The following is a 13,650-nucleotide window of genomic DNA, read 5'->3' on the forward strand; positions in this document are numbered from 1 at the left end:
TCGTCCTCAGCTATTTTCTAAAGCAGTGCTTAATGATACAGGATCATTGACTGCGACGGCAGTTAAATTAGAGACAATTCGCTTGGTAAGACCAGTCAATACTTTCCCTGGACCTACTTCAATAAGATGTTCAACACCTTGATCTGCCATTAATTCTACTGTTTCCGTCCAGCGTACTGGATTATACAGTTGACGGACTAAAGCATCACGAATATTTTGTGCCGATTTCTCAATTTTAACATCAACATTGTTAATAACTGGATAGTCTGGCTCACAAAAATCAATTTTTTCTAACGCTTCGGCTAATTTATCAGCAGCTGGCTTCATTAATGCACAATGAGAAGGGACGCTAACAGATAATGGTAATGCGCGTTTTGCCCCCGCTTCTTTACATGCGATACCCGCACGTTCGACTGCCGCTTTTTCACCCGCAATGACGACTTGGCCTGGCGAATTAAAATTAACTGGTGAAACCACTTGGCCTTGAGCAGCTTCTTGGCAAGCTTTTTCAATTGATTCGTTATCTAAACCAATAATGGCATACATCGCACCAGTCCCTTCAGGAACGGCTTCTTGCATGAGTTTTCCGCGTAATTCAACCAGTTTAATCGCTTGTTTGAAGTCGATAACACCCGCACAAACTAAAGCAGAATACTCACCAAGGCTGTGACCCGCCATCATCGTTGGCATTGCGCCATTTTTGTCTTTCCAAACACGGAAAATAGCCACAGAAGCTGCCAATAACGCAGGCTGTGTTTGCCATGTTTTGTTTAATTCTTCTTCTGGCCCATTTTGTACTAACGCCCAGAGATCGTAACCCAATGCTTCCGATGCTTCAGCGAATGTTTGCTCAACCAGCTGATTTTCTTCAGCTAGTGCCGCTAACATTCCTAAAGACTGAGAACCCTGTCCGGGAAATACCATAGCAAATTGTGTCATGTCTATTTTCTCAGTTAATTAAAAACGAACCAATGCAGAGCCCCAAGTGAAACCACCACCAAAGGCTTCTAAAAGCACAAGTTGACCACGCTGAATACGGTCATCACGCACCGCTTCATCCAACGCTGTAGGAACTGATGCAGCAGAAGTATTACCGTGACGGTCTAATGTGACAACGACTTTATCCATTGTCATATCTAATTTTTTCGCCGTCGCAGAAATAATTCTTAAATTTGCTTGATGTGGGACTAGCCAATCAAGTTCTTCTTTGGCAATACCGCTCTGTGCTAATGTTTCATCAACAATATGCGCTAATTCACGCACTGCAACTTTAAAGACTTCATTACCTGTCATGGTCAAATAGGCAGGGTCTTCAGAGCAACGGCTACGATTAGGTAATGTGAGTAAATCACCATAACGGCCATCTGCATGTAAATGCGTCGAAATGATACCCGGCTCTTCAGATTCGCCAATAACCACAGCCCCTGCCGCATCGCCAAATAAAATAATTGTGCCACGGTCTTCGGGATCTAATGTTTTAGATAATGCATCTGCACCAATAACTAATGCTTTTTTAGTCATGCCCGTTTTAACGAATTGATCAGCAATACTAATCGCATAAGTAAAACCTGCACATGCAGCTGCGACATCAAATGCCGCACAATCTTGAATACCAAGCATTTGTTGGATTTGGCAAGCTGCACTAGGGAAAGCGTGAGTTGCTGATGTGGTTGCGACGATAATCAAACCAATGTCTGTTGCATCGACTTGTGCCATGTCCAACGCATTTTTGGCCGCATGAAAACCCATCACTGAAACACTTTCTTCTTCGTTAGCAATTCTTCTTTCATGTATGCCAGTGCGTGTCACAATCCACTCATCAGAAGTATCAACCATTTTTTCCAGATCAGCATTGGTACGTACTTGTGCTGGTAAGTAGCTGCCTGTTCCTAAGATTTTACTGTACATAGCCATAGGTTATTGATCACTCCTGGGTAAAACAATATTTAGTCGCGCTGTTATTCTTTCTGGGACTTGTTTTTCAACAGCTTGTACTGCGCGGTCAATAGCCGCTTTAAAAGCGCCTTCATTCGCTGCACCGTGACTCTTGATGACAATACCTTTTAATCCTAACAGAGTCGCACCGTTATACTGGTCGGGGTTCATGTCCCCAAAACGTTTCATTAAACGTTTTTTTAACCATTTTTTCGCCAGTTGCATAAACCAACTGCTTTTTTTATGTTGATCGCCGGTCGATTTTATCAATGAAAGGATGACGCGTATTACACCTTCCATCGTCTTCAATGAGACATTACCTGCGAAGCCGTCACACACTAACACATCGGTTTTACCTGTCAGTAACTCGTTACCTTCTACATAACCAATGTAGTTAATTGATGTCGTTTCTTTTAATATTGAGGCGGCTTCGCGGATATTATCCAACCCTTTACTCTCTTCTTCGCCAATATTCAGTAACGCAACTCTCGGTTTAGAAATGTTAACCACTTCTTCAGCCATCACGGAACCCATTACGGCAAATTGGACTAGCATATCACTACTACAGTTAACATTAGCGCCTAAATCTAGCACTACTGTTTGACTTTTTTGCTGATTAGGTAGGATTGTCATTAGCGCTGGGCGCTCAATCCCCTCTATAGACTTTAGCATTAATTTCGCTAAGCCCATCAGCGCACCCGTATTTCCCGCACTCACGCACGCTTGTGCCTGCCCTGTCTTCACTAACTCTAAGGCCACTCGCATCGACGTTCCTTTGCTTTGTCTTATCGCGTTTGATGGTTTTGCATCGTTTGCGATAATGCCGTCAGCAGGAATAATTTCGACGCGCGAAATTAGCTCAGCACTTTGTTGTGCAAGCAAAGGTTGAATGGCTTCGGGTTGACCGACAAGCAGTAATTTGAGTGCTGGATTAGATGCCAGTGCCTGCAATGCAGCAGGCACCGTGACGCGGGGACCAACATCCCCGCCCATAGCATCTAACGCGATGGTTAGATTAGCCAAGGTAACAACAAATTACTTGTTGATAACCTTACGGCCACGGTAGTAACCATCTGCAGTCACATGGTGACGCAGGTGAGTTTCACCGGAAGTTTTATCTACAGAAACTAGGGTAGCAGTCAGTGCATCATGTGAACGACGCATACCGCGTTTTGAACGAGTTGGTTTATTCTGTTGTACGGCCATTGACCTTACTCCTTAAGTACTTTTCTTTAAACTGGCTAATACGGCAAATGGGTTTGGTTTTTCTGCCTCAGGAGGCAGTTCACCATACACCATGTCCGCTTCGGACACTTCACAGTGTTCAGAATCATGAACCGGAACCACTGGTAAGGATAGAATTATTTCATCTTCTATCATTCCCAGCAAATCTATTTCACCAAATTCATCAATTTGAATCGGTTCATAGAGCTCCGGTAATGCTTCGGCCTTTTCGTCATTGACGACAGGACTAAAACAATACGATACGTAGACATGATGTTTGAAATCAGTTCTGCAACGTTGGCATTGTAAGGTGACATCCACTTGGGATTTCCCCTCGATGACAGTCAAACGCTGATTATCAATTTTAAATGATAATTCGGTTTCTACATCACTATCTACACTGACTACTGATTCGGCAATTCGTGTAACTTGCTCAGATGTATAACTCCCAACATAGTCGAGGTTTTTCTGAGCTGCACGCTGCGCATCGATAGTCAGGGGTAATTTTACCTTTTGCATAAGGCGCGCATATTAACTTTGTAATGAGCTATAGTCAAAGAAAAAGGCGGGGTAAACTCGCCTTTTCACCAAAAAACCGTAGGTTTTACGTTTTATAGTTTAAAATGAGTTAACCCTTTTGGCTACGAGTTTCGAGAAAAATCATGAAATCGATTATTTTGGCGTCAACTTCACCATACCGGCAAGCCCTACTAAAAAAACTGGGATTGCCTTTTTTAGCAGTGGCTCCCAATATTGATGAATCGCCCATATTGAATGAGTCCGCTCAGGCTTTAGTCATGCGTTTATCTCATGAAAAGGCCAACGCACTCTTTGCTAAATACCCTCAGCACCTGATTATTGGTTCTGACCAAGTCTGTGTAATTGGAAATAAAATTATGGGCAAACCGCATAATTTTGATAATGCCTTTCAACAGCTTAAATCTGCGTCAGGCAATAAGGTCACTTTTTATACTGGCCTATGTTTACTCGATACTGAAACAGGTAAGTTTAATGTCGAGTGTGAATTGTTTCACGTTCATTTTAGATCACTATCTGACGCCGAAATAACTAATTACTTACTTAAAGATGAGCCTTATCAATGTGCTGGAAGTTTTAAATCAGAGGGATTAGGGATTAGCTTATTTGAACGTTTGGAAGGGCGTGACCCCAATACGTTAGTGGGGCTTCCACTTATTCTATTACTTGAAATGTTACGACAACACCAAGTTAGCCCATTGTTTGATAATTAATCAGTTAACTGGCAGGAAATACCTGCCAGTTAATTAAATGACCTACTTTTCTGCTTTACGACTACGTAATATTTTTAGGCAGTGATTCAATTGGTTATCTAATGGAGCTTGCAAACGCATCTCTTCACCCGTTTTAGGGTGTGTAAATTTCAGTGCGCTCGCATGCAAAAATAAGCGGTTTAAACCTGTTCCGGCCAGTTGGCTATCAAATTGCTTATCACCATAACGGTCATCAAATGCAATAGGATGCCCTGCATAGAGAGTATGCACACGAATCTGATGCGTACGCCCTGTGACAGGGCTCGCTTTTATTAAAGTTGCATTATCAAAACGCTCTTCCACTTTAAAGCGTGTCTCTGATGGCTTCCCTTCGCTGCTCACTTTCACGACACGTTCACCACTTTGTAGAATATTTTTCAGTAAAGGAGCTTGAACAACTTTCATGTGGGACTGCCAATTACCTCTTACGAGTGCTAAATAATCTTTTTGCATTTGTTTTAAACGCAATTGTTCATGTAGTGCGCGAAGTGCAGAACGTTTTTTCGCCACTAACAAAATCCCAGAAGTGTCTCTATCCAAGCGATGGACTAATTCAAGGAAACGCGCTTCGGGTCGCAAAGCCCTCAAGCCTTCGATAACGCCAAAGCTTAAACCACTTCCACCATGAACAGCAGTACCAGATGGTTTATTCAGCACTAAGAGAACGTCATCTTCAAATAAAATGCAATTCGCTAATGCAGCGACCTTATCCAGTTTAGCCGAAACCGGTGTAGTTTCCCGTTCAGCAACCCTAACGGGAGGAACGCGGACTTGGTCCCCTTCGACTAATTTATACTCAGGCTTTATCCGCCCCTTGTTAACACGCACTTCCCCTTTGCGGATAATGCGATAAATCATACTTTTTGGTACACCTTTAAGTTTAGTGAGCAAAAAGTTATCGATACGTTGCCCAGCTTCGTCATCGCTGATGTCAATAAATTGAACTTGATTTTGTGTATTCATTCGGGAATGCGTTAACTCTAATTGATTAAAATATGCTCTTATTCGCTTTCCCTATCATACCGACTCCACAAAATTTTTTATCTTTTTTTTTTAATTTGGTTATTTTCTGCATGATTTGTCCTATTTCTAAATAAAATTTCCATATAACTTCCGTATCGACTTGCTATAATGCCTATGGCAATGGAATAATATGAAGTTGCTAAGATGTTTAAAAAACGAAAGTTAACGTTTTATAGGATTTCTTATTTGATGGCGTAACAGTGCAGCAATGGCGTAAGACATTTAGCAACATCAAATAAATTAGCGAGCAACGAATTTTGGCTTATTGGGTTAGGAACTTCCGTTTTCTTTAATAACTTACGGCATCCTGATTAAGAACGCTGAATTTTTAATCTAAAAATCAGGTTCACCGAATACTGCGCGTCTCTATACGAACGACTGCCGCGAGGCAGACGGTTTTGTAAAAATCACGAGGCCATCGGTTTACAGTAGCTCTTTCTTTCGCTGCTCTTTATTTAAAAGAAAATAATGAGTAAGTAATAACATGAAAAGAATGCTAATAAACGCAACTCAACAGGAAGAGTTGCGTGTTGCCCTTGTTGACGGGCAACGCCTCTATGATTTGGATATTGAAAGTCCCGGTCATGAGCAAAAAAAGGCCAATATTTACAAAGGTAAAATCACTCGTATCGAACCTAGTCTTGAAGCTGCTTTTGTTGACTATGGCGCTGAAAGACACGGTTTCCTTCCTATCAAAGAAATCGCTCGTGAATACTTCCCAAGCAACTATCACTCCCAAGGCCGTCCTAACATTAAAGATGTGTTAAAAGAAGGCCAAGAAGTTATCGTTCAAGTGGATAAAGAAGAGCGTGGCAATAAAGGTGCCGCATTAACCACCTTCATTAGCTTGGCAGGAAGTTACCTCGTTTTAATGCCAAATAACCCACGTGCGGGGGGCATTTCACGTCGTATCGAAGGCGAAGACCGCACTGAGCTAAAAGAAGCGCTGTCCTCTTTACAAATTCCAGACGGCATGGGCTTAATCGTTCGCACCGCGGGTGTGGGTAAATCTGCAGAATCACTGCAACAAGATTTGCTCTACCGTTTACGTCACTGGGAAGCGATTCAAAAAGCCGCTGAAAACCGCCCTGCACCTTTCTTGATCCACCAAGAAAGTAACGTTATTGTTCGTGCATTCCGCGATTATCTACGCCCAGATATCGGTGAGATCCTAATAGATAACCCGAAAGTTGTCGAAATGGCACGCAACCATATCGAAGCTATCGGCCGTGGTGATTTTGCAAGCAAAATCAAACACTACAGTGGCGATGTTCCACTTTTTAGCCACTACCAAATTGAATCACAAATCGAATCTGCGTTCCAACGCGAAGTTCGTTTGCCATCAGGTGGTGCATTAGTTATTGATACCACTGAAGCTCTGACCGCTATCGATATCAACTCCTCACGTTCAACACGTGGTGGCGATATCGAAGAAACTGCGTTCAATACTAACTTAGAAGCGGCTGATGAAATTGCACGTCAATTACGTCTACGTGACCTAGGTGGTTTGATTGTTATCGATTTTATCGATATGACGCCAGTTAGGCATCAACGTGAAGTAGAAAACCGCTTACGTGAAGCTGTACGCCAAGACCGTGCTCGCATTCAAATTGCACGCATCTCTCGTTTTGGTTTATTAGAAATGTCACGTCAGCGCTTGAGCCCATCGTTAGGTGAATCCAGCCATCACGTGTGCCCTCGCTGTTCAGGAACAGGAACCATTCGTGATAACGAATCACTTTCCCTGTCTGTTCTTCGCCTTATCGAAGAAGAGGCACTGAAAGAAAATACTCACGAAGTGCATGCCATTGTTCCTGTACAAATTGCATCTTACCTATTGAATGAAAAGCGTAAAGCCGTTAGTGATATCGAACAACGCCAAAGCCATGTTCGCGTTGTGATTGTCCCTAATGACCAAATGCAAACGCCTCACTTCCATGTGATCCGCATTCGTAAAGGTGAAGAGGTAAATACTTTAAGCTATAACTTAGCTCAATATCACGAAACCGTCACTTTGACACAAAGTGACGAGACTACCGCTGAGCGCAAAATCCCTGAGCAACCTGCAATTTCAGCTTTTGCACTGCAAGAGCCTGTAGACATGTCTACAGTGAAGCCAAAAGAAACTGCAACAAAAGCACCAGTAAAATCAGTGGCAACTGAACCTGCATCCCCAGGTTTGTTCAGTAAAATTGCGGCTTTCTTCAAGAACCTATTTGGTGAAGAAGAAAAAGTGATTGAGAAACCAGCGCCGAAAAACCGCAATAATAATGACCGCCGCCGTAACAATGATCGTCGCAATAATAATCGCCGTAATAATAATCGTCGTGATCGCGATGAAAATGAAACACGCGATAATCGTGACAACCGTGATAATCGCAATAACCGTAATACGTCATCGGATGATGCGAACACTCGTAATAAAGGCCGTAATAATAAAAATACGAGCCAGCAAGATGAGCAAGCAACTGAGTCTAACAATCGTGACAACCAGCAGCAACGTCGCGAACAACGTGCTGAGCGTCGTCGTCGCCAAGACGAAAAACGTCAACAGCAAGTGGCCAAAACTCAACAAGATGCTCAGCAAAGTCATGTCGAAGATGCGGTGGAAAAGGAAGAAGAACAACGTCCGGTTGCCCCACGTCGTCAACGTCGCCAATTAGCACAAAAAATCCGTGTTACTGATAGCGAACAAATCATTACTCCTGTTAAAACGGCACCTGAAGTAACCACTGAGCCAGTTGCAGCATTACCTGCACCAACGGTATCTGTGAACCAAACTGAAGGTGAAGTACAAACTGAAGAGCGTCAAGAAGCCGTGGCTCAAGTTGATGGTGAAGAAAAACAAGACACCATCATTCCACGTCGTTCTCGTCGTTCACCTCGTCACTTGCGTGTCAGTGGTCAACGTCGTCGTCGCTACCGTGATGAGCGCCATTTAACTAAATCACCAATGCCATTAATCGCTGCCGTTGCCTCACCAGAGCTTGCGTCTGGCAAAGTATTTATTCATTACCCGATTGCTCAGCCTCAACAAGAAAGCATGGCAATCATCACCAATGAAGAAATGCTTGAACAACAAAGTGTTAATGACGCTTCTGTAGCTGAAACCTCAAATGTTACCGCGTCACAAAGCCACGTAATTGTCTCTCCAGTCGTGGCTGAAGAGGTTAAACACGAGGTACAAGACACCACTACAGAAATGGTTAATGTAGAAGAAACCCCATTAGTTAACGAAGCAACAGTTGTTGAACGCATTGTCGAACCAACTCCAGTTGTTGTCGAAGAGAAAACTGATGTTTCGCAAGAAATTGAAACCGTCGAAGCTGTAAAAGAGACTGTAGAAATAGTGGCTGAAGTTATTGAGCCACAGGTTGAAATAGCTCAAACAGAAGTGGTTGAAAGCGTTTCTATTGCGGGCGAACAAACAACGCCTGTTATTGTCAATGAAGTCGTTGAAGAAATACAACTTCCTCAAGTTTCTGTCACCGCATCAGCCGAGGTAGTCAGTGTCGAGGAAGTTATCGAACCTGTTGCCGTAGCTGAACCAGCAACGGTAGTAAGCAGCCCAGCGGTCAGCTTACATAAACGTCATGCTTATTCTCCAATGACAAAAGCGCCCGCACCTGCAAGTGCTGCTGCACCATTTGAGATCACTGAGTATCAGCGTGAAGCCTCAACCTTTGAAGGTAAAGGCGGCGCAGGTGGTCATGTTGCTTCAAACGTAGCAACCTCTGCAATGGCAAAACCATCTAGTCACTAAAACTAAATAGTTTTAAAACACAGAAGCCTTGATAGGAAACTATCAGGGCTTTTTTATTACAATACATTTCATGAATAATAAATTTTTTAATTAAAAAAAACTCATCATCTCGCCAGTTTTTTACATTGAGCTCTCAACGAATTTGTGTTTGTATTGCTGTGTTTATACACAGTTATTTTATAAAGAAAAGGGAAATATATGTTAAAAGTCATTGCGGAAGATTTTATTCAAAGCGAAGCGATTGAGATTGTTATGCCGCTATACCGTGAATTGGTCGCTGCAACTAAACAAGAACCATTGTGTATCAGTTATGACCTTTACGTTGACCAAAAAGATCCTGGGCACTTTATTTTTATCGAGGAGTGGCCGAATCAAGAAGCGCTCGATATTCACTGTGCCAGCGAACATTTCAAACGCCTAGTTCCTCTAATCAACAGCTATAAGCGTTCGGACCCTATTATCAAACTGATGAATGGTGCTTTTGAATAAGCACATTAGCTAAACGTACCCCCAAGCATATAACTAGAACCCATACACAACACTACAGGCCGAATTCTGATATCGACAAAAAAACCTACATAATCCTCTAAATAGTTCGGTCTGTCGCTAGGCGGCAAGCTAAACGAGGCCCTAGGAGCATACATAAGTATGTGACTAGGGCGAGTGTGCGACGCCAACAACGCGACAGGCCGAAATATGACGAGGATTTTTAGAACCAAGGAGCTTGGATCATAACCGCTCCATAAAACAAGGCACGACCCGCTAATTCACCGCTAAATATGGCTAATATCACTAAGGCAATTAAAATCGCCGTTGGCGGTTTCTTATATCCTTTCATCGCCACAATGCAAGGCAATAGCATACTCATCACAACTTGCCACCACAGCAAATAGCTTCCACCTTGGCTTGCAGGTAATTGTAGGCGAATGATTTGCGCGATTAATACCAATGCAACGCCTATAAGCACACCGACTTTAATTGACGATGGTAATGGCTTTCCTTGCCCAATAACAAATAAGGCCACTAGACTAAAACCAAGGACAATTGCACTGCCTATAAATGCGATTTGTGTTGCAGGAGTATGCCATAATGGGTGAGCAGCCATTTGATAATAAACTTGTGCTGTGACAAGTATAGCGGCTAATCCACCAATCCCACTTACCCAGCCTAATATCGTGTTGCGCATGTTTACTGTGGGCTGCAACCAGCAAGATAGAGCCCATAACGTGACAACGCCATTTAATAATACAAATGTCACGGCCTCGCGGCTTAACCATGAATGGCTTAACCCCAAAACGGAACGGTATGCTTCAAGAGGCACACCTAAATGCCCCATTGACATCGATGAGCCAATAACTTCAATCAACCATATCAATAGCACTGCTCGACGCAATACAGGCCCTGATAATAGGGACTCTTGACTGGCTTTCATTTGGTAAATAGTTAATGCGAGAACTGCCCCGATCCCCCACTGGCTCATCACTGTAAAAAATACCAGAGGGAGTTCCATATGTTTAATATCCATGATTAGTCCTCCATCCCAATAATCACAATATTTGGATTACTAATTGTGTGATCGGGCATATTATAACGCTGCTCCAGTACCGCCCAATTTGTCGTGTGCTTTTTACGTAGCTCGGTAATATCACCAAACTCAATAGCGCCCGTCGGGCAAGACTCCACACACCTTGGTAGTAGCCCTTCATCTAACCGTTCTGCGCACATATTACACTTGCTCGTTTTCCCTTCAGCAGGATCAAAAACAGGAGCATGATATGGGCAAGCCATGATACACATCTGGCAACCGATACATTTTTCATGGTCTTGAACGACTATGCCATCCGCCCGTTTGGTATAGGTGTCAGCAGGGCAGACTTTCAAACATTGAGGATCATCACAATGATTACAAGACATCGTAATAAATGCTTGGGCATTCGGTGAGTCATCATTAAATTCGCGAACTCGACGCCACAAAACCCCTGGTGGGGTGACATTTTCGGATTTACAGGCCATTGAACAAGTACGGCAACCATAGCAATCTTTTGTATTTATCAAAAAACCATATTGCTTAACCATGATTACGCCTCCCTTCTGACATCAACTAACGTACTATTACAGCAGTGCCCTGTTCCCAAATGTTCAACTTGGTCATTCGTGACATGACTGCTGCTTCCCCCCTGCTGCTCCCACCAGCCGTTATCCAGTGAAATCACGCCTTTTTTAATATGCGTTGTCACAACAGCAATGGCTCTGTGTTCTCCTCGGTCATTAAAGGTGATTGCCCATTCCCCATTTTTAATGCCTCTAGATTTAGCATCTTCGGGATGAATTAAAACATTCGGTTGGTTTCGTTGTACTTCCAGAATCCATTCATTCATTCCATGACTTGAATGCACACTTCGCGCTAACTTGCGCTGAACCGCCATTAATGGATACTTTTTGGCTAATTCAGGTGAACCTTTAACAGATTCAGTCACTTGATAGTAAGCGACGACAGGCGAAAAGTTTTTCTTTTGCCAATCTTCAACAAACAAGTTCGCTTTTTTAGTCGATGTTCTAAAAATACCGTCTTTGAAAGGAATCCAGTCTCCTTCTACGGGACGTACTGGGCCTTTTTCTAACATTTGACGAGTGATGCCTGAACCGACTAAACAGGCATCAATGTAGTGTTCTATTGGCTTATTGAATACATCTCCAAAGCCAAAACGCTCTGCTAGCCGGGCGAAAATCCAATAATCGGGTTTTGCTTCACCAACAGGTTCGACGGCTTGTTCCATTAATTGAACATATTGGCTACGTACCCCCGCCATCAAACTTGTATCTTCAAAAATCGTTGTAACAGGTAGGACTAAATCTGCATATAACGCTGTTGAGCTCATGAGATTATCAGCCACTACCACAAATGGAACTTTCTTCAGAGCCTCCCGAACCTTGTTAGTATTCGGTAATTGGGTCATAACCCCCATTGTCATAATCCACCAAAAATTAATCGGATGCGGCTTTTCATTGACGATAAAATCGCCAACTTTCGCCACCGGAATAGGTGGAATATTTTTCACATTCGGAGCAGGAGGAACGATTGGACTAAAGTTAGCCATTTGCCGAGCTCCACCGGCATCACAAACCCCCGCCCCTCGTTTACCGATATTACCAGTGAGTAATGCAAGGTAGAATTGACTTCCTGCAACATAAGCACCGTGCTCAGTTCGCTGCGCTCCTGACATATTTTGCACAATCATTGAAGGTGTTATTGATGAGTAATCCCGAGCAAGACGTACGATAGTTTCCGCTGGAACATCCGTTTCTTCACTGACTCGAGCAATATCCCATGGTTTAGCTTGTTGATAAATTTGCTCAAAAACCGTGGTATACCCCAAATCTTCAGGAAGTTCATGTTGGAATAGTGCCGGTTTAATACCCGATGAATCATGACGAACTAATTGTTTGCTTAATATGTCGAAAACTAAATAACTGTCCTTATCGTCATTATTTTGCCTAACTTGTTTCTGATTGGTGTCAACTAAATAAACAGCGCCTGTATGTGTTCTAAGGAAGTTTTCGTCTATTCGGTTTTCTTCAATAATGATTTTGATCATTCCCAATGCCAAAGCCGTATCCGTCCCTGGAATAATCGGGACCCACTCGTCTGCTTTTGCCGCGGTTTCACTATAGCGCGGGTCAATAACCACTAGTCGAGCACCATTTCTTCTCGCTTGGTTATAATTTTTAAAATAGGCTTGCATGGTAACAGCAGGGTTATTTCCCCAACACAAGATATAGCGGCTGTCGGCTATCGTATCTCGGGTATCTGCATACCTTAAACCTAGCATTGGGATCATCGCTGCTGTTACCGCTGAACAACACAATGAACCCGCCTGTTTCGTTGCTCCGCCTAAATAATCAAAAAAGGCTTTTCCCATATCATTCTTGATAGAGTCCATATTCCCTGCATGCGTGGAAATAAATAACCCTTCATTACCATATTTATCAATGGTTTCTCTGATATTTTTTTCGATAAGATCCAGCGCTTCATCCCAGCTTATCGGTTTGAATTCCGCTTTACCTTTTTCGCCGACTCGCAGTAATGGGGTTTTGATGCGTTGCTCATGATAGACCCATTTAGTCCGGCTCATACCTCGCAAGCAACATTTGACATTAAACCCTTCAGTCGCCTGTATTTTCATCAGCTTACCTTGATAGGTATATGCAGTTAGGTTGCAATGTAAACACTCCATTGCACAAGTTGACCGAAATGTTTTGTAGTCCGACAATTTTAGTCGCACTTTAGGTAAGGGTTGGTTGCTGTTTTCTTGTGTATAAGAACAGGGAGCAATACTCGCCAACCCCACAACACCAAGCCCTTTGAGCAGAGTTCGGCGTTTCAAACGTAGTGAATTTATAGTTTTCATTATAGTA

At 42.9% G+C, this 13,650-nt stretch carries 12 protein-coding genes; 3 read left to right on the forward strand and 9 right to left on the reverse strand.

Translation table 11 applies throughout. The features are described 5' to 3' along the window. Window positions 1–6 precede the first annotated feature (6 nt). Genes fabD through yceD form a run of 5 tightly spaced genes read right to left on the reverse strand, consistent with a single transcriptional unit; the run spans window position 7 to window position 3,678 of the window. Window positions 7–939, reverse strand: coding sequence for an ACP S-malonyltransferase (gene fabD, locus M1F25_RS12815; RefSeq protein ID WP_096863860.1), 933 nt, complete (start codon window positions 937–939; stop codon window positions 7–9). An 18-nt stretch (window positions 940–957) separates the two neighbouring features. Continuing rightward, window positions 958–1,908, reverse strand: coding sequence for a beta-ketoacyl-ACP synthase III (locus M1F25_RS12820; protein ID WP_181489702.1), 951 nt, complete (start codon window positions 1,906–1,908; stop codon window positions 958–960). A 9-nt stretch (window positions 1,909–1,917) separates the two neighbouring features. Further along, window positions 1,918–2,958 (reverse strand): phosphate acyltransferase PlsX, encoded by a 1,041-nt coding sequence (gene plsX / locus M1F25_RS12825; RefSeq protein WP_094960424.1) that lies wholly within the window; start codon window positions 2,956–2,958, stop codon window positions 1,918–1,920. A 12-nt stretch (window positions 2,959–2,970) separates the two neighbouring features. Beyond that, the gene (gene rpmF, locus M1F25_RS12830) at window positions 2,971–3,141 is read right to left on the reverse strand and encodes a 50S ribosomal protein L32 (protein ID WP_004253223.1); all 171 of its coding nucleotides are present in this window, start codon (window positions 3,139–3,141) and stop codon (window positions 2,971–2,973) included. 12 nt (window positions 3,142–3,153) lie between these two features. Continuing rightward, complete coding sequence (gene yceD, locus M1F25_RS12835; RefSeq protein ID WP_004253206.1) at window positions 3,154–3,678, reverse strand: 23S rRNA accumulation protein YceD; 525 nt, start codon at window positions 3,676–3,678, stop codon at window positions 3,154–3,156. Window positions 3,679–3,821: 143 nt separating this feature from the next. Here yceD and M1F25_RS12840 point away from each other — a divergent pair, with 143 nt between their 5' ends. Next, entirely contained in the window at window positions 3,822–4,409 is a 588-nt protein-coding gene (locus tag M1F25_RS12840; protein ID WP_094960423.1) for a Maf family protein, read from the forward strand. A 42-nt stretch (window positions 4,410–4,451) separates the two neighbouring features. Here M1F25_RS12840 and rluC read toward each other — a convergent pair whose 3' ends face one another. Next, on the reverse strand, window positions 4,452–5,411 hold the full coding sequence (gene rluC / locus M1F25_RS12845) for a 23S rRNA pseudouridine(955/2504/2580) synthase RluC (RefSeq protein WP_094960422.1): 960 nt from the start codon (window positions 5,409–5,411) through the stop codon (window positions 4,452–4,454). Between the two features lie 544 nt (window positions 5,412–5,955). Between rluC and rne the strand changes: the two genes are divergently transcribed. Both rne and M1F25_RS12855 read left to right on the forward strand, forming a co-directional pair. Continuing rightward, window positions 5,956–9,234, forward strand: a complete 3,279-nt coding sequence (gene rne, locus M1F25_RS12850) for a ribonuclease E (protein WP_181488082.1) — start codon at window positions 5,956–5,958, stop codon at window positions 9,232–9,234. Window positions 9,235–9,432: 198 nt separating this feature from the next. Next, entirely contained in the window at window positions 9,433–9,723 is a 291-nt protein-coding gene (locus tag M1F25_RS12855; protein WP_004253191.1) for a putative quinol monooxygenase, read from the forward strand. A gap of 220 nt (window positions 9,724–9,943) precedes the next feature. On the opposite strand, the gene M1F25_RS12860 is transcribed toward M1F25_RS12855, so the two are convergent. From M1F25_RS12860 to M1F25_RS12870, 3 genes are read right to left on the reverse strand one after another with little or no spacing between them, the layout of a single operon-like run. Beyond that, window positions 9,944–10,759, reverse strand: a complete 816-nt coding sequence (locus tag M1F25_RS12860; protein ID WP_181488084.1) for a dimethyl sulfoxide reductase anchor subunit family protein — start codon at window positions 10,757–10,759, stop codon at window positions 9,944–9,946. A gap of 2 nt (window positions 10,760–10,761) precedes the next feature. After that, complete coding sequence (locus tag M1F25_RS12865; protein ID WP_172412196.1) at window positions 10,762–11,310, reverse strand: 4Fe-4S dicluster domain-containing protein; 549 nt, start codon at window positions 11,308–11,310, stop codon at window positions 10,762–10,764. 2 nt (window positions 11,311–11,312) lie between these two features. Next, window positions 11,313–13,643: a molybdopterin-dependent oxidoreductase gene (locus tag M1F25_RS12870; protein ID WP_181488086.1), complete on the reverse strand. Its 2,331-nt coding sequence runs from the start codon at window positions 13,641–13,643 to the stop codon at window positions 11,313–11,315. Window positions 13,644–13,650 lie beyond the last annotated feature (7 nt).

It is taken from the genome of Providencia sp. PROV109, from assembly GCF_033681625.1.
Lineage (GTDB): Bacteria > Pseudomonadota > Gammaproteobacteria > Enterobacterales > Enterobacteriaceae > Providencia > Providencia hangzhouensis.

Coding starts and splice junctions, on each gene's coding strand:
- M1F25_RS12820 (WP_181489702.1), bottom strand. CDS start 1,908: ATGTACAGTAAAATCTTAGGAACAGGCAGCTACTTACCAGCACAAGTA.
- fabD (WP_096863860.1), bottom strand. CDS start 939: ATGACACAATTTGCTATGGTATTTCCCGGACAGGGTTCTCAGTCTTTA.
- yceD (WP_004253206.1), bottom strand. CDS start 3,678: ATGCAAAAGGTAAAATTACCCCTGACTATCGATGCGCAGCGTGCAGCT.
- M1F25_RS12870 (WP_181488086.1), bottom strand. CDS start 13,643: ATGAAAACTATAAATTCACTACGTTTGAAACGCCGAACTCTGCTCAAA.
- M1F25_RS12865 (WP_172412196.1), bottom strand. CDS start 11,310: ATGGTTAAGCAATATGGTTTTTTGATAAATACAAAAGATTGCTATGGT.
- rluC (WP_094960422.1), bottom strand. CDS start 5,411: ATGAATACACAAAATCAAGTTCAATTTATTGACATCAGCGATGACGAA.
- M1F25_RS12840 (WP_094960423.1), top strand. CDS start 3,822: ATGAAATCGATTATTTTGGCGTCAACTTCACCATACCGGCAAGCCCTA.
- M1F25_RS12855 (WP_004253191.1), top strand. CDS start 9,433: ATGTTAAAAGTCATTGCGGAAGATTTTATTCAAAGCGAAGCGATTGAG.
- rpmF (WP_004253223.1), bottom strand. CDS start 3,141: ATGGCCGTACAACAGAATAAACCAACTCGTTCAAAACGCGGTATGCGT.
- rne (WP_181488082.1), top strand. CDS start 5,956: ATGAAAAGAATGCTAATAAACGCAACTCAACAGGAAGAGTTGCGTGTT.
- M1F25_RS12860 (WP_181488084.1), bottom strand. CDS start 10,759: ATGGATATTAAACATATGGAACTCCCTCTGGTATTTTTTACAGTGATG.